The sequence below is a fragment of the Streptomyces sp. adm13(2018) genome (assembly GCF_008042145.1).
In the GTDB taxonomy this organism is placed as follows: domain Bacteria; phylum Actinomycetota; class Actinomycetes; order Streptomycetales; family Streptomycetaceae; genus Streptomyces.
Genome location: NZ_RDBH01000129.1, coordinates 184,752 through 203,037, shown reverse-complemented (window position 1 = coordinate 203,037; position 18,286 = coordinate 184,752). Strand labels below are relative to the sequence as shown.

Sequence of the window (18,286 nt, the reverse complement as noted above, 5' to 3'; positions counted from 1 at the left end):
GAGCAAGGATCGACATGGCGTCCAGCCTGACGACGACTTCGGCCGGAACCCCCGGTTCTGAGAAGACGTTCTTCGGCCACCCCCGCGGCCTGGCCACCCTCTTCATGACCGAGATGTGGGAGCGCTTCTCCTACTACGGCATGCGGGCACTTCTCGTTCTGTACCTGGTCTCCGGCGGCGCGGACGCCGCGACCGGCAGCCAGGGTGGCGGCCTCGCCATGACGGCGGCCACGGCGACGGCCATCTACTCGGTGTACGTCTCGATGGTCTACCTGATGGCCATGCCGGGCGGCTGGTTCGGCGACCGCGTCTGGGGCGCCCGCAAGACCGTCGCCATCGCCGGTTTCGTGATCATGGCGGGTCACGCCTCGCTCGCGATACCCGGCCAGGCGATGTTCTTCGTGGGTCTGGCGCTGGTCGCCGCCGGCTCGGGCCTGCTCAAGGCCAACATCTCCACGATGGTCGGCCACCTCTACGACGGCCCGGACGACCCGCGCCGTGACGGCGGCTTCACGCTCTTCTACGTCGGCATCAACCTCGGTGCCTTCGTGGCGCCGTTCGTGGTCGGCACCGTCGGCGAGAAGGTCAACTGGCACCTCGGCTTCGCGCTCGCCGCGGTGGGCATGGGCCTCGGCCTGATCCAGTTCCTGCTGGGCACCAAGAACCTCAGCGCCAAGAGCAACGTCGTCCCGAACCCGCTCTCCCCGGCGGAGCGCAAGGGCATCCTGGTCAAGGTCTCCCTGGTCGTCCTCCTCGCCGCCGCCTTCTACGGCGTCGTCGTGGCCATGGGCATGTACACCCTGAACTGGGCGCTGGTCCCGATCACCCTCGCGGGTCTGATCATCCCGGTCGCCGTCCTGGTCCGCATCAAGCGCGACAAGGACCTCGACAAGACCGAGCAGTCGAAGATGACCGGCTACATCTGGTTCTTCGTCGCCGCCGCGATCTTCTGGATGATCTACGACCAGGGCGGCTCGACGCTGTCGCTGTTCGCGGACGACAAGACCGCCGACACCGTCTTCGGCTTCGGCTTCCCGGCCACCTGGTACCAGTCGCTCAACCCGCTCTTCGTGATGGCGCTGGCCCCGGTCTTCGCGTGGCTGTGGCTCTGGCTGGCCCGCAGGAACCAGGAGCCGAACACCATCGTGAAGTTCGCGATGGGCCTGGTCCTCGTCGGCGCGTCCTTCTTCGTCTTCGTCGTCCCGATGAACATGGCGGGCGGCGGCGACAAGGTCTCCCCGATGTGGCTCGTCTCGATCTACATGATCCAGACCATCGGTGAGCTGTGCCTCTCCCCGGTCGGCCTCTCGGTCACCACGAAGATGGCGCCGCAGAAGTACGCCTCCCAGATGATGGGCGTCTGGTTCCTCGCCGTCACCGCGGGCGACTGCACCACGGGTCTGCTCTCGCTGGCCGGCGTCGACCTGAACGGGACGGGGATCATCGCCATGCAGGCGACCCTCGCCGTCGCGGCGGGCATCGCGATCTACATGTACCGCAAGAAGGTCCAGGGCCTCATGGGCAGCGTCCACTGACCTCCTCGTGACGCCCGGAGGGCCGCCGCACCGCATCGGTGCGGCGGCCCTCCGCCGTTTCCGGACCGTCAGCGCCTCAGGCGCGCCCACGGAGTGAAGGTGAACACCGCGCCGCCGAGCAGGATCACCGTGCCGGCGACGAGGGCGAGGGCGCGCAGGGCGCCGTCGTCCTCGGCGCCGGTCTCGGCGAGGTTCCCGCCGTCGGAGCCGTCGGAGCCGCCGGAGCCCGAACCGGAGCCGGAACCCGAGCCCGAACCGGAGCCGGAACCCGAGCCCGAACCGGAGCCGCTGCCGGAGCCCGATCCGGAGCCGCCGGCCGCGCCGCCCGCCTGCTTGCTCGTGTCCAGTTCGAGGGAGGCCTTGACGGCCCCCTTGACCTGGCACGGGATCTCCATCGCCGAGCTGCCGAGGGTGACCTTGATGGTCAGCGTGCCGGGGCTGAGCGTGGACGTGCCGGTCGCGCCGGGCTTGTACGTGCCCTTCATGTCCGGCAGGTTCACCGGGTCGCCGAGTTTCAGCGCGGTGGGGTTCGGGGGCCCCGAGACGTTCACCGTGCCGCTGTCGGCCCCGCCGATCCTGACCGCCATGGCGCCCCTCAGGGCTCCCGCCGGGAGGGCCGCGGGGCTGTTCATGACGCCCTTGGCCGTCCGGACCGTGAGGTCGTACACGCCGCCGTTCTTCCTGGCGTCGATGGTCACCCTGCCGTTGATCGACTCCGGGCCGGGGGGCGTGCAGCCGAACGTGACGGCGACCTGCTTGCCGGGGAAGGACGTCTGACCGCCGCCCCCGCCGGAGCCGCCCGAGGACGAGGTGCTGGAGCCGCCGGTCGTGGTCGAGCCGCCGGTGGTGGTCGTACCGCCGCCCGTCGTCGTCCCGCCGGTGGTCGTGCCGCCGCTGGTCGTCCCGCCGGTGGTCGTCGTGGACCCGCCGTTCGTGCCGCCCGTCGTCGTCCCCCCGCCGCCGGCCGTGACCTTGATCGTGGCGCCGGCCGGCACCGTCTCCTTCGGGGTGCACTTGGTGTCCGTGGACAGCGGCTTGGACACGTTGATCGTGTACTTGTCGGGGGTGAGGGTGACCTCGCCCGCCGTGGTCAGCTTCAGCCTGCCCTTCATCTCGGGCAGCACCATCGGGCTGTTCTTGGGGATCGGCGGGTTCTGCCGGGGCCCCTCCATCGCGACGGTGCCGGTGCCCGCGCCGCCCACGGTGAGGACGCCGGTCGGTCTGACCGTGTCCTTGCCGAGGTCGAGCACGTCGGGGTTCTTCGAGGCCGCCTGGACCGTCTTCCAGACGATCTCGACCTCGTCGCCGACCTTCGCCTCCGCCGGTGCCGTGATCAGCACCTTCGTCGTGCCCTGCACGGGCGGAAGTCCGGAGATCGACGGCGGGATGCACTCCGTCTTGTACGAGACCTCGGCGGCCTGGGCGGGGCCGGCGGAAATCAGGATCCCCGCGCCGCCGAGCATCAGCGCGATCCCGGCCGCGCTCATCCTCCGTTGCGTACTCACGCATGTCCCTTCGTCGTCGGGCTGCTCTCTGGGGCTGACGGTGCGGAGTCAGGCCTGAACCACGGCAGGACCGCGGTCGGTTCGTCGTCCCCCGGGCCGCCGGGCGCGGGCTCGCGCGCGGGGCCGGGGGCTCGGGTGCGGAGGCGGGCCAGGGGTGCGGTCCGGGGCCGTGCGCGGGTCAGCGGGCGGGCGGGGGCGGGCGCCGGGCGGACCCGGTCCACCACGGCCATGCCGATCCGGAACAGCGCCGCCGGGACGACCACGGCGAGCAGCAGCCAGAACAGCGTCACGCCCCAGGGCCTGCCGACCCCCCACGGCTGCTCGACCAGGACCTTGCCCCCGTACCGCACGGAGACCTGGTAGTCGCCGTGCGCGCCCGCCGTCAGTTCGACGGGGAGCCGGACGAGGGCCTTCCGGCCGGGGGCGATCGTGCCGCGCCACTGCCGCTCCTCGTACCGCGGGGCGAACACGCCGTGGCTGGAGCCGACCTCGAAGACGGGGTCCTTGACGGGGCCGGAGCCGAGGTTGCCGACGGTGAAGACGACCTCGCGGGCGGGCGGCGCCCCGAACCAGGTGAGGAGGCCGCTGGAGCCGTCGAGGCGGACGGCGGCGAGGACGGCGAGCCGTCCGTCGCCCGAGGCCTCGGGGAGCGGCTTCACGGGATGTCCGGCGACGGTGAACGCGCGGTCGACGGCGTCCTGCTGGCCGGTCACCCCGGCGACGTGCACCACGCAGGGGCAGGGTTCGGGCGGTTCGGCGACCGGGAGCTTGACGCTGAAGGCACCCCGCGCGTTGACCGTGGCGGCCCGGCCCTCGGTGTTGGCGCAGGAGTTGGTGCCGCCGATGACGCCCTTGCCGGGCGCCGCCCGGCCGCAGATCAGCAGCATGAGCAGGGCGCCCGGTTTCCAGCCGCTGCCGCTCACGGTGACCTCGCCGCCCTTGCCGCCCTCCGCCTGGGAGAGTTCGACGGCGGGGCCGGGTGCCGCGGCGGCGGGGGCGGCCGGGAGGAGGCCGAGGGCGAGTACGGCCGCGAGCACGGCCGCCGTACGTGTCCACCTCATGTGTGCGCTCCCGCCGTGGCTCGCTGGGTACGGGACCTGGCGCGCCGCCGTACCGCGTGTCCGCAGCCGCCCGCCGCGAGCAGCAGCAGTCCGGCCGCCCCGGCGACCGCCGGGCCCGAGGTGAAGGAGGCCTCGGCGCGGGCGGTGGCCGGGGCCGCGCCCTCGGCGGTGGCGGTCAGACGGACGGTGACGGAGTCGAGGGCCGGCGGGTCGGGCCAGGCTTCGGTACGGGTGACCCGCCGGCCGGGCTTCAGGACGAGCGGCAGGGGCCGGCCCGGCCGGTCGAGGACGGTGCCGAGGACCCCTTCGGCGCGCACCGCGAGGTGCGGGGCGAGGACGGTGGTGCCCCGGTTGACCAGGGTGTAGCGGAGGGTGCCGGTCGCGGTGTCGACGCGGACGTCCTCGACGGTGAGGGCGGCGAGCCGGGGGCCGCTGACCCGCAGCCGCAGGTCGACACGTACCTCCCGGCCGGCGGCGGTGGCACGTACCGTCCCCCGGTGCTCGCCGGGCGCGGCGTCGGCGGGGACGGTCACGGCGAAGGGCACGTCCGCCCGGGTCCTGGCAGGCACGGTCACCGTCCGGACGGCGAAGGACACGGGTGCGCCCCGGCCGTCGAGCCGCACGGTGAGCGGACGAGTGGCCGGGTTGGTGAGCGACAGGGTGTCCTGGAGGACGCTGCCGGCGGGGCCCTCCAGATAGGCGTAGGGCCGGCCGGCCGCGGCCGCCGCCGTCCAGGAGGCCGGGGCGGCGGGTGCGGGGGCGGCCACGGTCGTGGGGGCGGCCCCGGCGTGGGGCGGGATCAGCCGGGCAAGGCTGTGGCGAGGGTCTCGTGCACGGTGAAGACGGCCTCCGCGCCCGTGATGTGGAACACTCTGGCCACCGCGGGCCGCATGCCCACGAGATGGACGCCGCCGCCGGCGGCCTCCGCCCGCAGTCGGGCGCCCAGGAGCACGTTGAGTCCCGTCGAGTCGCAGAACTCCAGACCCGAGCAGTCGACGACGAGCTTCGAGCGGCCCTCGTCCACCGCCTCGTCCAGCGGGACCCGCAGCAGCTCGGCGGTGTAGTGATCGAGCTCACCCACCGGAGCGAGGACAGCGGTCCCGTCCACCGTCCGGACGTCGACCCGCAACCGCGCGGGCGGTGCGCTGCCGATGTTCTCCCGGTCCATGGCCGTGCCTCTTCTCGCTCTCACGGATGCCGACTGACGTGCCCCGAAGCCTACAAGTGTGATGCCCCCTCGCGCACACGAGGTCTGCCGCATAACCGGACAATTCGGAATATCGATACTTGCGACCTTCACCGTCGAGCAGGTAGGCCTAGGAGGAACACCAGGAACGACCGGCCTCGGAGGCGCCGCAAACCGCAGCAGAAGAACCACGAAGGAGACCCATGTCACCCCGGCTCGACGCCCCGCGTACCCCCGACGCGCCGTCGGCAGCGGTCCTCACGGACCACCCGCTCGGCCATCCCACCGAGCTCCCCCACGCCTTCCCCCACGAGGGCGCGCTCACACTTCCCCTCGACCGGCCGCTCGACGCCATCGGCCCGGTCGACGCCCGCGCCCTGTCGAAGCAGCTCTTCGCCCGGCTCGCCGAGCTCGAAGAGGGCACCCACGAGCACGCGTACGTGCGCAACACGCTCGTCGAACTGAACCTGGCCCTGGTCCGCTTCGCCGCCGCCCGCTTCGGCACCCGCAGCGAGCCGATGGAGGACATCGTCCAGGTCGGCACCATCGGCCTCATCAAGGCCATCGACCGCTTCGAGCTCGCCCGCGGTGTGGAGTTCCCCACGTTCGCGATGCCGACCATCATCGGCGAGATCAAGCGCTTCTTCCGCGACACCTCGTGGTCCGTGCACGTGCCCCGCCGGCTCCAGGAGCTGCGCCTCGAACTCGCCAAGGCGGGCGACGCCCTGGCCCAGCGCCTCGACCGCGCCCCCACCGTCGCCGAGCTCGCCGAGGAACTCGGCATCGCGCCGGAGGAGGTCGTCGAGGGCATGACCGCGAGCAACGCGTACACCGCGAGCTCGCTCGACGCGCAGCCCGACGAGGAGGACGGCCCCGGCGGCGAGGCCACGCTCGCCGACCGGCTGGGCTACGAGGACCGCGGCATCGCCGGCATCGAGTACATCGCCTCCCTGAAGCCGATGATCGCCTCGCTGCCCGCCCGCGACCGGCACATCCTCTCGCTGCGCTTCGTCACCGGCCTGACCCAGTCGGAGATCGGCACCGAGCTCGGCATCTCGCAGATGCACGTGTCCCGGCTGCTCACCCGCACCCTCGCCAAGCTGCGCCGGGGACTCACTCTGGAGGAATGACCTCCACCCGCTCCCCCGAGCCGCCAGACTGGCTGCGGGAAGGGCCCGTTCACGGTCTTTCGACCCGTGACGGGCCCTTTCGCGCGCCACGTCCGGCCCCCGCCCGCGACCGTCCCGGGGGCCAACCGCGTGGTGTGGGCACCGTGTTGACGCGGCGTCCGGAATGGGCCACATTGAGCCCGGGGTTCAGGGGGGAATCACACATGTTCTCTGCGTACGCGGATCTGGAAGAACGCATGCGCGGCCGACTGGGGGGCAGGGAGTGCCTCTACGTGCCGTCGTGCCGCTTCGGGCTGTTCCTCGCGCTGCGCCACTGGTGCAGACCGGGCGGCAAGGTGCTCATGTCACCCGTCAACGACGACGTGATCCTCTTCGTCGTGCTGGCCGCCGGGCTCCGCCCCGTCCAGGCACCGCTCGATCCCCGCGACGGCTCGATCGACCCGTCCGCCGTGCCCGAGTCCGTCTGGCGGGACCTCTCCGCCGTCCTCACCACCAACCTCTACGGCAATCCCGACCCGGCGCCCGAGCTGCGGGGCCACTGCGACCGGCTCGGCATCCCGCTGATCGAGGACGCGGCCCACGCGATCGGCTCCACCGTCGGCGGTCGCCCCGTCGGCACGTACGGCGAGGCGTCCGTCTTCAGCCTCTCGAAGCACACCGGCGCCAGGACCGGCGGCTTCCTCGCCCTCGCCGACCCGGCGCACCGCGCCGAACTGGCCGCCGCCCGTGACGCGCTGCTCCACCCGACCCGGCCCACCGCCGAACTGGTCCACCTCGTCCGGCCGTACGCCGAGTCCACCCTGCGCGGACTGCGCCTGGTCGGGGCCGCGCGGGCGGCCGTCCGGCGGCTCGGCCTGGAGGAGCGGGAGGAGATACGGATGCCGCTCCGCGCCGAGGAACTGGCCCGGGCCCTCACCTCGGCGCCCGCGCTCGACCCCTTCCACTCCTGGGTCCGGGTCGACATGCACGACTACCGGCTGCGGCCCGGAGCCGGCCGGCTCCGCCGCACCACCCGCAGGTTCGGCCGCCTCGACGACGTCCTCGCCACCCACCGCACGGGCACCGCCCTGCTCCTGTCCGGCGGCTACGGCACGGCGGAGGCGTTCCCCGGCCGGGCCGCCGCCGGAGCGTCCCCGGCCGACCCCCCGCAACCGCTCTACCGGGTCCCCCTGCTCGTCGAGGACCGGAACGCGGCCGTCGCCGCCCTCGCCCGGCGCCGGATCACCACCGGCTACCTCTACGACCCGCCGCTCGACAGCTACGCGGGCGCGGCCTTCACGGACCCCTCCCCCGCCCCGGAACCGGCCGCCTGGTTCGCCCGGCACGCCCTCCCGGTCGACCCGCGCCACGCCACCGAGGCCCTCACGGTGCTGCGCGGCGCCGGAATCCGCCCGGCGCGCCCCTCGATGGTCCCCGGCGGGTCGCGGTGACCGGCACGGTACGGCTGCGGGGATCGCGCCGGGACGCGGCGGACGGCGGAGCGGGCGCGGCGCGCCACGCCCCCGCACCGGCCGAGGCGAAGAACGGCGGGAGCGGCGACGGCCCCACGGCGGACTCCGGCGAGGACTCCCTCTTCCGCAACGCCTACGCCCTGATGCTCTCCACCGGCGTCTCGGCGGCCCTCGGGCTCGGCTTCTGGCTGATCGCCGCCCGCCACTACTCGGAGGAGGCCGTCGGCCAGGGCTCGGCCGCCATCGCCGCCCAGCGGATGCTCGCCTCGATCACCGCGACCACCCTGTCCGGCGCGGTCGTCCGGTACGTCCCCCGGGCCGGCCGGGCCACCGGACCGCTGGTCCTCCGGCTGTACCTGTTCAGCACGGTCGTCGTCACCGTGGCCTGCGGTGTCTTCCTGCTCACCCTCGACCTGTGGGGACCCTCGTACGCCCCGCTCGGCAGCCTCTCCGCCGGGATCTTCTTCACCGCCTCCGCGGTCGGCTGGGCCCTGCTGACCCTCCAGGACGGGGTGCTCACCGGCCTGCGGAAGGCGTTCTGGGTCCCCGTCGGGAACGCCGTCTTCTCCCTCGGCAAGCTCGTCCTGCTCGTCCTGCTCGCGGCCGCCGTACCGGTCCTCGGCGTCTTCGTCTCCTGGGCGGCGGCGATCGTGCTGTCCGTCCTGCCGCTGGGCTGGCTGGTGTTCCGCCGCCTCATCCCCCAGCAGGCCCGCGCCGACCGCGACCGCGAGCCGCCGGGCATGCGGGAGATCGGCCGGTTCATCGCCGGGGACTCCGTCGGCGCGTTCTTCAGCCTCATCATGATCAGCCTGCTGCCGGTCATGGTCGCCGTCCGGTTCGACGCCGCCCACAACGCCTTCTTCTACACGGCGTACACCGTCGGCGGGACCATGGAGTTCATGGCCATCAACATGGCCTCCTCGCTCACCGCGCACGCCTCGCACAGCCCCGACTCCCTCGCCGAGGGCGTCCGGGGCGCGCTGCGCCGCATGGTGCTGCTGCTCGTCCCCGTCGTCCTCGTCCTGGTCCTCTTCGCGCCGCTGATCCTCGCCCCCTTCGGCCAGGGGTACCAGGAGAACGGCTCCACCGTGCTGCGGCTGCTCGCCGCCGCCGCGCTGCCCCGTGTCGCCGTCGAGCTGTACATCGGCGTGCTGCGGGTCCAGGGCCGTACCGGCATGCTCGCCGTCCTCCAGGGCGCCATGTGCGTCCTCGTGCTCGGCAGCGCGGCCGTGCTGCTCGGCCCGTACGGCATCAGCGGCGCCGGGTACGCCGTCCTCGGCGCGATGACCCTGATGGCGGTGGCGTGCGTACCGGGCCTGCGGGCCACCCTCAAGGGCCGGACGCCCGCCGAGCGCCCCCGGGCGGCGGCCCGGGTGAAGGAGCGCGAGGAGGACGGGTACGGCACCAACTGGGCGCGGGAGAGCGCCTATCTGCGCGGGGCGCACGACTCGGTGACGCCGGCGTTCGGCATCCCGGTGTACGTGCCGCCGCGGCGCGAGCAGGAGCCCGCGGGCCCGCTCGCCCGGCCGCTGCCGGACCCGGCGCCCCGCACGGCGGGCGCGGCCGCGCCCGACCGGTGGGGCACCTGGCTGTGGCTCCTGCTCGGCCTCGCCGCCGGGCTGTTCTGGCTCCCGCTCGCCCGTTCCGGCGAACTGGACGTCGCCACCCTGTCCGGCACCGGTCTCCTCGACGCCCTGCCCCTCGTGACCCTGCTCGCGGGGCTGCTCCTGGTCGCCCTCCAGGGGGCCGCCGTCGGACTCCGGTACTGGCGGCCCGCGTTCGCCGGAACGGTCCTGCTCGCCACCTTCCTGGCCCTGCACACCGCGCCGCCGCTGCTGGGCCTGCGGCCGGCCGAGGCCGAGGGTCCCGGGGCGGCCCTCCTGGGCGAGGGGATCGAGCGGGCCGTCGCGCCCGTGACCCTCCAGGCGCTGAGCCTGCTCCTGACGGCGGTGCTGCTGCGGGTGGTCGGGGTGGGCGCGCGCGTCACGGCCGGTGTCGTGTGGGTCCTGGTCTGGGCCGCCCGGGCGGACGACGGCCCCCTCGTACACCGTCAGTTCCCCGGTCTTCAGGGAGTCCTTGTACTCGGCGGCGCCGCGCCCCAGGTCGAGCAGCGCGATCCCGGCGGCGGCCGCGGCCTCGGCCATCCGCAGATGGAGGACGAGCCCCGGCGAGTATGTGGCGAACGCGGGGTCGTACGCCGGGAACCAGCAGGACAGCACGGTCTCGGACCGCAGCCCGAAGTGGGCGGCGATCGGGCGGTCCGCGACGTACAGCACGGACAGGACGCCGGAGCAGCCGGGGGCGCGGAGGGCGTGCAGTCGGCGGACGAGCGTGCTGATCCACTCCTGGGCGAAGCGGTCGCCGCGGCCGGTCCTGCGGTACTGGGCGGACTTCCACTCCATGAGGGTGCGCAGGGCCGCCGGGTCGCGCTCGTCGAAGACGAAACGCACCTCGCCGTCCGCCTGGCGGCCGAGCTTGCGCTCCTTGGCGAGGGTGGTCCTGAGGAACTTGGGCGACTGGACGCGGAGCAGGGCCTCGTAGGCCGCGTACCCCTCGCCGACGTCGATCACCGGGGAGGCGAAGGACTCGGCGGCGGCGCCCTCGAAGACCGGCTGCCCGTCCTCCAGGTTGTCGAACTCCCAGACGGCGAGCCCGCAGACGCGGAGCAGCGCCCGGGCGCTGGGGCGGAGTCCGGGGCGCAGCACGGCGCCCTGGCTGTCGGAGACGCCGAAGCCGATGGCGCGGCCACCGCCGAGGAGGCCCTTCTCGTACGGGAGGAAGCCGACCGGCTCGCCCCCCTGGCACCAGACCGCGACCCGGGCGCGGGGGCGGACCTCGCCGACCGCTCGGGTGAACTCCGGTTCCATGAAGGGGTTCGCGGGTGCGCCCGATGTCGCGCGCAGCTCCCGCCACGCCTCGATCTCGCGCTCGCCCAGCTCCGCCGGCCGCACGACGCGCACGCTCACAGCACTCACCTGCCGACTCCCCGTCATCCCCCGCGTACCACCGGGACAGGACGCTACCGGTCCGTGGTCACCCGTGGCAGGGATACCGGGGCATTCCGTGACCGACCCGTGGGCGATGGACCTGCGGGAGTTCGACGGCGGGGCCTAGGGTGCCGGGCAGGAGACACCGACGACGCCCGGGAGCAGCCGATGACCATCCGCCGTGCCGTGCCCAACCTCCGTACGTCGGAGCCGGAGCGGAACCGCGACTTCTACGCGCTGCTCGGGTTCGAGGAGGTCATGAACCACGGCTGGATCGCGACCCTCGCGTCCCCGGCGGCGCCGACGGCGCAGATCAGTCTGATGTCCGCCGACCTGACCGCGCCCGTCGTCCCCGACATGAGCGTGGAGGTCGACGACGTGGACGCGGCCTACGCGACGGTCCGCGCGTCGGGGGCGGAGATCGTCCACCCCCTGACCGACGAACCCTGGGGCGTGCGGCGGTTCTTCGTCCGCGACCCGGACGGCCGGGTGGTGAACGTGCTGGGCCACCGTTCCTGACCGACGGCTCGGAGCGCGCTCAGACCACGCGGACGCCCGACCGCCAGACCTCCGTCACCAGCGGGACGCCCGGCCGGTAGGCCAGGTGGACGTGGGACGGGGCGTCGAGGAGGACCAGGTCCGCGCGCGTGCCGGGGGCCAGGCGTCCGACGTCCGTGCGGCGCAGGGCGGCCGCGCCGCCCGCGGTGGCCGACCAGACCGCCTCGTCGGGGGTCATGCCCATGTCCCGGACGGCGAGCGCGACGCAGAAGGGGACCGAGGACGTGTAGGACGAGCCGGGGTTGCAGTCGGTGGACAGGGCCACCGTCACGCCCGCGTCCAGGAGCCGGCGGGCGTCCGGCCACCGCGCGCGGGTGGAGAACTCGGCGCCCGGGAGGAGGGTGGCGACCGTGGAGCCGCTCGCCAGGGCGTCCACGTCGGCGTCCGTCAGATGGGTGCAGTGGTCCGCGCTCGCCGCGTCCAGCTCCACCGCCAGCTGGACGCCGGGGCCGTACGTGAGCTGGTTGGCGTGCACCCGGGGGTGGAGGCCCTTCGCCTTGCCGGCGGTGAGGATCGCGCGGGCCTGGTCGCCGTCGAAGGCGCCCTTCTCGCAGAACACGTCGACCCAGCGGGCGTACGGGGCGCAGGCCTCCAGCATCTCGCCGGTGACCAGCTCGACGTAGCCGGCGGGGTCGTCGGCGTAGTCGGGGGAGACGATGTGCGCGCCGAGGTAGGTGACCTCGTCGGTGTGCTCGGCGGCGATGCGCAGCGCGCGTGCCTCGTCCTCGACGGTGAGGCCGTAGCCCGACTTCGTCTCGAAGGTCGTGGTGCCCTGGCGGAGGGCCTCGCGGAGGTGGCGGGCGACGTTCGCGGAGAGTTCCGCGTCGGTCGCGGCGCGGGTCGCCGCGACCGTGGTGCGGATGCCGCCGGCCTCGTAGGGGCGGCCGGACATGCGGGCGTTGAACTCGGCGGTGCGGTCGCCCGCGAAGACCAGGTGGGAGTGGGAGTCGACGAAGCCGGGGAGCACCGCGCGGCCGCCGGCGTCGACCCGGTTGTCAGTGGCGGGTGCTTTGCTGGATTCACCGACCCAGACGACACGGTCGCCGTCGATGACGACGGCCGCGTCCTGGATCAGGCCGAGAGGGGTTCCATCACCGGAGGAGGGGTCGTTGGTGACGAGGCTGGCGATGTTGACGATGGCGGTGGCGGTCGTCGCCACGGCGCTGTTCGCGCTCGTGGGGGCGGAGCTCGCCGCCGGGTTGTTCGTCGCCGCGGGGCCCTTGTTCATGATGAGAGGTTTCTCCTTCAGGCGCTTCAGCCGCGCAGGGCGGCGATCGAGTCGGCGAGGGCACGGGGCACGTCCGGCACGGTCCGGTGGACCCCGTCGCGGACGACGTGACGTCCGCCCACGACCGTGTGCCGGACGTCCGCTGCCGACGCTGCGAATACCGCCGTCTCGGCTGCCAGACGCGGTACCGGTCCCGCTGTCCTGACGGAGTCGAGCGCGAGCGTCGTGAAGTCGGCGAGCGCGCCGGGCTCCAGGGTGCCGGCGTCCGGCAGGCCGAGGGCGGCGTGGCCGTCGGCGGTGGCCGCGCGGAGGAGGGCCGCCGCCGTCCAGTGGCCGCGGGTGCGGGTGCGCAGGCGTTCGTTCAGCTCCATCGCGCGGGCCTCCTCCAGGAGGTCGATCACCGCGTGGCTGTCGCTGCCGAGGGAGAGCGGGGAGCCGGCGCGCTGGAGGGCGACGGCGGGACCGATGCCGTCGGCCAGGTCCCGTTCCGTCGTGGGGCACATGCAGGTGCCGGTGGACGTCGAGCCGATGAGCGCGATGTCGGCGTCCGTCATGTGCGTGTTGTGGACGCCGGTGGTGCGGTGGCCGAGCACGCCGTGGTCGGCGAGGAGCTGGGTGGGGGTGCGGCCGTGGGCGGCCAGGCAGGCGTCGTTCTCGGCGGTCTGCTCGGACAGGTGGACGTGCAGGGGGGCCTGCCGGTCCTGGGCCCAGCGGGCGACCGTGGCCAGCTGGTCGGCGGGGACCGCGCGGACCGAGTGGATCGCGGCCCCGATCCGTACCCCGTCGCGTTCCTTGAGGCCGCTGACCCGCTCGGCCCAGGCGTCGGCCGTGCCGTCGGAGAAGCGCAGCTGGTGCCGGTCGGGCGCGGCGCCGAAGCCCGACGACAGGTAGGCCGTGTCGAGGAGGGTGATGCGGATGCCGGCCTCGCCGGCGGCGGCGATCAGGGCCTCGCCCATGGCGTTGGGGTCGGCGTACGGGGTGCCGCCGGGCGCGTGGTGGAGGTAGTGGAACTCGCCGACGGCCGTGATGCCGGCCAGCGCCATCTCGGCGTACACGGCGCGGGCGAGGGCGAAGTAGCTGTCGGGGGTGAGCCGCTGGGCGACGTTGTACATGACCTCGCGCCAGGTCCAGAAGGTGCCGGAGCCGACCTGGACCGTGCCGCGCAGGGCGCGGTGGAAGGCGTGCGAGTGGGCGTTGGCGAGGCCGGGGAGCGTGAGGCCGCGGAGGATCTCGGCGCCCGGGGGCGGGGTGTCGACGCCCGTGCGGACGGTCGCGATCCGGCCGTCGGCGTCCACGTCCAGGGCCACGCCCGGCTCGACGTGGGTGTCGAGCCAGGCGTGTTCCAGCCAGTACGTCGTCAGCGGCACGCCAGCTCCTCCAGTACGTCGGCGAGTGCGAGGACCCCGGCCACGCAGTCGTCCTCGGCCGCGAACTCGGCCGGGGAGTGCGAGACGCCGGTGGGGTTCCGTACGAACAGCATGGCGGTCGGAATCGATTCGGAGAGGATTCCCGCGTCGTGTCCGGCTCCGGTGCCGAGGACCGGGACCTTTCCTGCGCCGCCGAGGATGCGGGACAGCTCGTCGCGCAGGGCGTGCGAGAAGTCCACGACCGGGGTGAAGGACTCGCGGACGACGGTGAGGTCGATGCCGTGCCGTCCGGCGTAGTCGCGGGCCGCCGTCTCGACGCCCGCCACGACGGTGTCGAGTGCGTCCTGGTCGGCGGCGCGGGCGTCGAGCCAGCCGCGGACCAGGGACGGGATGGCGTTGACGCCGTTGGGCTCGACGGCGATCTTGCCGAAGGTGGCGACGGCGCCGGCCAGCTCGGCCTCGCGGCGGGCGGCGAGGACCGTCTCCGCGTAGGTGAGCATCGGGTCGCGGCGGTCGACCAGGCGGGTGGTGCCCGCGTGGTTGGCCTCGCCCGCGAAGTCGTACCGCCACCGGCCGTGCGGCCAGATGGCGGAGGCGATGCCGACGGCGTCCCCGGACAGGTCGAGGGCGCGGCCCTGCTCGACGTGGAGTTCGACGAACGCGCCGATGCGGGCCAGCCGTTCGGGGTCCGGTCCGATGGCGTCGGGGTCGTGGCCGGCCGCCTCCATGGCCTGCGGGAGGGTGGTGCCGTCGGCGTCGCGGAGCTCGTACGCCTGCTCCTTCGTCAGCCGGCCGGCGGTGAGGCGGGAGCCGACGCAGGCCAGGCCGAAGCGGGCGCCCTCCTCGTCGCCGAAGTTGGTGATGGCGAGCGGGCGGGTGAACGAGACGCCGCGCGAGCGGAGTTCGTCGAGGGCGGCGAAGGCGGAGACGACGCCGAGGGGGCCGTCGAAGGCGCCGCCGTCCGGGACGGAGTCCAGGTGGGAGCCGGTGACGACGGCGTTCCCCGCGGTGGGGTCGCCGAGCCAGGCCCACTGGTTGCCGTTGCGGTCGGTCTCGACGTCCATCCGGCGGGCCTCGGCCTGCATCCGGAACCAGAGCCGGCAGTCGGCGTCGGCCCCGGTCCAGGCGTAGCGCCGGTAGCCGCCGGAGGCGTCGCTGCGGCCGAGGGGCCGCAGCGACCGCCACATGGCGTGGAAGCTGTCGCTCACGCGGACGCCTCGTCTTCGGCGCCCTCGCGCATCGGGACCCGGACGCCCTTCTCGTCGGCGACCCGCTCGGCGATGTCGTAGCCGGCGTCGACGTGCCGGATGACGCCCATGCCGGGGTCGTTGGTGAGGACGCGGCGGATCTTCTCGCCCGCGAGCTTGGTGCCGTCCGCGACGGAGACCTGGCCCGCGTGGATGGAGCGGCCCATGCCGACGCCGCCGCCGTGGTGGAGGGAGACCCAGGAGGCGCCGGAGGCGACGTTCACCATGGCGTTGAGCAGCGGCCAGTCGGCGATGGCGTCGGAGCCGTCGAGCATGGCCTCGGTCTCGCGGTACGGGGAGGCCACGGAGCCGCAGTCGAGGTGGTCGCGGCCGATCGCGAGGGGGGCGGCGAGGGTGCCGTTGCCGACCATGTCGTTGAACATGTCGCCGGCCTTGTCGCGCTCGCCCTGGCCGAGCCAGCAGATGCGGGCGGGCAGGCCCTGGAAGTGGACGCGCTCGCCGGCCATCTTGATCCAGCGGTGCAGGGACTCGTTCTCCGGGAAAAGGTCGAGGATCGCCTTGTCCGTCTTGTGGATGTCGGAGGCCTCGCCGGAGAGGGCGGCCCAGCGGAACGGGCCCTTGCCCTCGCAGAACAGCGGGCGGATGTAGGCGGGGACGAAGCCGGGGAAGGCGAAGGCGCGGTCGTAGCCGGCCAGCCGGGCCTCGCCGCGGATGGAGTTGCCGTAGTCGAAGACCTCGGCGCCCGCGTCCATGAAGCCGACCATGGCCTCGACGTGCCGGGCCATCGACTCGCGGGCGCGGACGGTGAAGCCGGCCGGGTCCTTGGCGGCGGCGTCGGCCATGTCGTCGAAGGCGACGCCGACCGGGAGGTAGGAGAGCGGGTCGTGGGCGGAGGTCTGGTCCGTCACGATGTCGATCGGGGCGCCCTCGGCGAGCATCTGGGGGAGCAGTTCGGCGGCGTTGCCGAGGAGGCCGATGGAGAGCGGGCGGCGGGCGTCGCGGGCCTCGACGGCGAGCTGGAGGGCGTGGGCGAGGTTGTCGGCCCTGACGTCCAGGTAGCGGTGCTCGATGCGGCGCTCGATGGCGCGCGGGTCGACGTCGATACAGATCGCGACGCCGTCGTTCATGGTCACGGCGAGGGGCTGGGCGCCGCCCATGCCGCCGAGGCCGGCGGTGAGGGTGATGGTGCCGGCCAGGGTTCCGTCGACCCCTCCCTTACCGATCGAATGCAGCTTCGCGGCGACGGCGGCGAAGGTCTCGTAGGTGCCCTGGAGGATGCCCTGGGTGCCGATGTAGATCCAGGACCCGGCGGTCATCTGGCCGTACATGGTGAGGCCGAGCTGCTCCAGGCGCCGGAACTCCTCCCAGTTGGCCCAGTCGCCGACCAGGTTGGAGTTGGCGATGAGGACGCGCGGGGCCCACTCGTGGGTCTGCATGACGCCGACGGGGCGGCCGGACTGGACGAGCATCGTCTCGTCCTGCTTGAGCGTCCGGAGGGTGCGGACCATGGCGTCGAAGGAGCGCCAGTCGCGGGCGGCCTTGCCGGTGCCGCCGTAGACGACGAGCTTGTCGGGGTGCTCGGCGACCTCGGGGTCGAGGTTGTTCTGGAGCATGCGGAGGGCGGCTTCCTGCTGCCATCCCAGGGCGCTCAGTTCCGTACCGCGCGGGGCCCGTACGGGGCGGGGTCCTGACATGGCGTGCCTCCTCGATTGTCGACTGGATATTCACATCCTGTCGTCATGAATAGTTGTAGTCAACAGCTGCGGGGCCGCACGTCCCGGTGGTGGGATGGACCCATGGCCTCCTCCCGCCGCGATCTCGCCGTCCGCGCCTCCGTCGACCAAGGTCTCCTCTCCCCCGCCGAACCCGTCGTCGCCCTCCTCGACACCGCCGGCATCCGCGCCTCCGCCGCCGCCCTGACCGGCGCGTTCGCCGCCGTCACCGACGCACCCGTGCTGCACGCCTTCGCGGTCAAGGCCTGCCCGCTCGTCCCCGTCCTGCGGCTGCTCCACGAGGCCGGGCTGGGCGCCGAGGTCGCCAGCCCCGGCGAGCTGGCCCTCGCCCGCGCCGCCGGGATCCCGGCCGCCCGGACCGTGCTCGACTCCCCCGCCAAGACCCCGGACGAACTGCGCCAGGCCCTCGCGCTCGGCATCGCCGTGAACGCCGACAACCTCCAGGAGCTGGCCAGGCTCGACGCGCTCGTCGCCGCCGCGCCCACCGCCTCGCCCCTCGGAATCCGGGTGAACCCGCAGATCGGAGCCGGTTCCATCGGAGCCCTCTCGACCGCGACCGCCACCTCCAAGTTCGGCGTGGCGCTCCGCGACGAGGGCGCCCGCAAGACCCTCGTCCAGGCCTGTCTGGAGCGCCCCTGGCTGACCCGGCTGCACACCCACACCGGCTCCCAGGGCGTCCCGCTCGCCCTGATGGCGGAAGGCGTCGGGGAGGCGTACGCGCTCGCCGAGGAGATCAACCACGCGGCCGGCCGGCAGCAGATCGACACCCTCGACATCGGCGGCGGCCTGCCCGTCGACTTCCACTCCGACGAGGAGAACCCTACGTACGCGGAGTACGCCCGGCTGCTCGCCGACACCGTCCCCGGGCTCTTCGACGGGCGCTACGGCCTGGTGACCGAGTTCGGCCGCTCGCTGCTCGCCAAGCACGGCACGGTCCTCGCCCGGGTGGAGTACACCAAGACCTCCGGCGGCCGGCCGATCGCCGTCACCCACGCGGGCGTGCAGGTCGCCACCCGGACGGTCTACGCCCCCGAGGCCTGGCCGCTGCGCGTCCTCGCGTACGACTCCGGGGGCCGCCCCCGCACCGGGGAGGTCACCGTCCAGGACGTCGCGGGCCCCGCCTGCTTCGCCGGGGACCTGCTGGCCACGGGCCGGGAGCTGCCGCTGCTGCACCCGGGGGACGTGGTGGCCGTCCCGGACACCGGCGCGTACTACTTCGCGCACCCCTACGCGTACAACAGCCTGCCCCGGCCGGGCGTCCACGGCTTCACGGTGACGGAGAAGGACGGCGGGGGCGGGGCAGGCTGTTGTACGCGTAGGGGTGCGCGAAGTAGTAC

13 protein-coding genes and 1 pseudogene are annotated in these 18,286 nt (G+C 73.6%); 5 read left to right on the top strand and 9 right to left on the bottom strand.

Features of this window, described 5'->3' with window-relative positions; translation table 11 throughout:
• The first annotated feature begins 14 nt into the window (after window positions 1-14).
• Entirely contained in the window at window positions 15-1,535 is a 1,521-nt protein-coding gene (locus tag EAO70_RS17550; protein WP_148003897.1) for a peptide MFS transporter, read from the top strand.
• A gap of 68 nt (window positions 1,536-1,603) precedes the next feature.
• Here EAO70_RS17550 and EAO70_RS37995 read toward each other — a convergent pair whose 3' ends face one another.
• Genes EAO70_RS37995 through EAO70_RS17525 form a run of 4 tightly spaced genes read right to left on the bottom strand, consistent with a single transcriptional unit; the run spans window position 1,604 to window position 5,269 of the window.
• A complete protein-coding gene (locus tag EAO70_RS37995; RefSeq protein ID WP_187283933.1) occupies window positions 1,604-3,022 on the bottom strand; it encodes a hypothetical protein in 1,419 nt (472 codons plus the stop codon).
• Between the two features lie 14 nt (window positions 3,023-3,036).
• Complete coding sequence (locus EAO70_RS17535) at window positions 3,037-4,101, bottom strand: hypothetical protein (RefSeq protein ID WP_148003894.1); 1,065 nt, start codon at window positions 4,099-4,101, stop codon at window positions 3,037-3,039.
• On the bottom strand, window positions 4,098-4,868 hold the full coding sequence (locus EAO70_RS17530) for a hypothetical protein (RefSeq protein ID WP_261992922.1): 771 nt from the start codon (window positions 4,866-4,868) through the stop codon (window positions 4,098-4,100). Before EAO70_RS17530 ends, EAO70_RS17535 begins: the two co-directional genes overlap by 4 nt.
• A gap of 32 nt (window positions 4,869-4,900) precedes the next feature.
• The gene (locus EAO70_RS17525) at window positions 4,901-5,269 is read right to left on the bottom strand and encodes an STAS domain-containing protein (protein WP_148003892.1); all 369 of its coding nucleotides are present in this window, start codon (window positions 5,267-5,269) and stop codon (window positions 4,901-4,903) included.
• 221 nt (window positions 5,270-5,490) lie between these two features.
• Between EAO70_RS17525 and EAO70_RS17520 the strand changes: the two genes are divergently transcribed.
• Both EAO70_RS17520 and EAO70_RS17515 read left to right on the top strand, forming a co-directional pair.
• Window positions 5,491-6,417, top strand: coding sequence for an RNA polymerase sigma factor SigF (locus EAO70_RS17520; RefSeq protein ID WP_148003891.1), 927 nt, complete (start codon window positions 5,491-5,493; stop codon window positions 6,415-6,417).
• A 203-nt stretch (window positions 6,418-6,620) separates the two neighbouring features.
• Entirely contained in the window at window positions 6,621-7,847 is a 1,227-nt protein-coding gene (locus EAO70_RS17515) for a DegT/DnrJ/EryC1/StrS family aminotransferase (RefSeq protein WP_148003890.1), read from the top strand.
• Between the two features lie 2,039 nt (window positions 7,848-9,886).
• Here EAO70_RS17515 and EAO70_RS17505 read toward each other — a convergent pair.
• A pseudogene (locus EAO70_RS17505) lies at window positions 9,887-10,861 on the bottom strand (GNAT family N-acetyltransferase); the annotation flags it as partial.
• A gap of 162 nt (window positions 10,862-11,023) precedes the next feature.
• Here EAO70_RS17505 and EAO70_RS17500 point away from each other — a divergent pair.
• Window positions 11,024-11,374 (top strand): VOC family protein, encoded by a 351-nt coding sequence (locus tag EAO70_RS17500; protein WP_148005196.1) that lies wholly within the window; start codon window positions 11,024-11,026, stop codon window positions 11,372-11,374.
• A 19-nt stretch (window positions 11,375-11,393) separates the two neighbouring features.
• Here the strand turns inward: EAO70_RS17500 and hutI are convergent, their stop codons facing one another.
• From hutI to hutU, 4 genes are read right to left on the bottom strand one after another with little or no spacing between them, the layout of a single operon-like run.
• Window positions 11,394-12,641: an imidazolonepropionase gene (gene hutI / locus EAO70_RS17495; protein ID WP_261992921.1), complete on the bottom strand. Its 1,248-nt coding sequence runs from the start codon at window positions 12,639-12,641 to the stop codon at window positions 11,394-11,396.
• A gap of 26 nt (window positions 12,642-12,667) precedes the next feature.
• Window positions 12,668-14,008, bottom strand: a complete 1,341-nt coding sequence (locus EAO70_RS17490; RefSeq protein ID WP_148003889.1) for a formimidoylglutamate deiminase — start codon at window positions 14,006-14,008, stop codon at window positions 12,668-12,670.
• A complete protein-coding gene (locus EAO70_RS17485; RefSeq protein ID WP_187284023.1) occupies window positions 13,999-15,195 on the bottom strand; it encodes an allantoate amidohydrolase in 1,197 nt (398 codons plus the stop codon). Before EAO70_RS17485 ends, EAO70_RS17490 begins: the two co-directional genes overlap by 10 nt.
• Before the next feature lie 17 nt (window positions 15,196-15,212).
• A complete protein-coding gene (gene hutU, locus EAO70_RS17480; protein WP_148003887.1) occupies window positions 15,213-16,910 on the bottom strand; it encodes a urocanate hydratase in 1,698 nt (565 codons plus the stop codon).
• A gap of 102 nt (window positions 16,911-17,012) precedes the next feature.
• On the opposite strand from hutU, the gene EAO70_RS17475 reads away from it, so the two are divergent.
• Window positions 17,013-18,286: diaminopimelate decarboxylase (locus tag EAO70_RS17475; protein ID WP_261992920.1), on the top strand; the 1,274-nt coding region annotated here is incomplete at its 3' end.

Excerpts from the sequence above, each read along its gene's own strand:
- EAO70_RS17550 (WP_148003897.1), top strand. The coding sequence starts at position 15 with ATGGCGTCCAGCCTGACGACGACTTCGGCCGGAACCCCCGGTTCTGAG.
- EAO70_RS37995 (WP_187283933.1), bottom strand. The coding sequence starts at position 3,022 with ATGAGCGCGGCCGGGATCGCGCTGATGCTCGGCGGCGCGGGGATCCTG.
- EAO70_RS17535 (WP_148003894.1), bottom strand. The coding sequence starts at position 4,101 with ATGAGGTGGACACGTACGGCGGCCGTGCTCGCGGCCGTACTCGCCCTC.
- EAO70_RS17525 (WP_148003892.1), bottom strand. The coding sequence starts at position 5,269 with ATGGACCGGGAGAACATCGGCAGCGCACCGCCCGCGCGGTTGCGGGTC.
- EAO70_RS17520 (WP_148003891.1), top strand. The coding sequence starts at position 5,491 with ATGTCACCCCGGCTCGACGCCCCGCGTACCCCCGACGCGCCGTCGGCA.
- EAO70_RS17515 (WP_148003890.1), top strand. The coding sequence starts at position 6,621 with ATGTTCTCTGCGTACGCGGATCTGGAAGAACGCATGCGCGGCCGACTG.
- EAO70_RS17500 (WP_148005196.1), top strand. The coding sequence starts at position 11,024 with ATGACCATCCGCCGTGCCGTGCCCAACCTCCGTACGTCGGAGCCGGAG.
- hutI (WP_261992921.1), bottom strand. The coding sequence starts at position 12,641 with ATGAACAAGGGCCCCGCGGCGACGAACAACCCGGCGGCGAGCTCCGCC.
- EAO70_RS17485 (WP_187284023.1), bottom strand. The coding sequence starts at position 15,195 with ATGTGGCGGTCGCTGCGGCCCCTCGGCCGCAGCGACGCCTCCGGCGGC.
- hutU (WP_148003887.1), bottom strand. The coding sequence starts at position 16,910 with ATGTCAGGACCCCGCCCCGTACGGGCCCCGCGCGGTACGGAACTGAGC.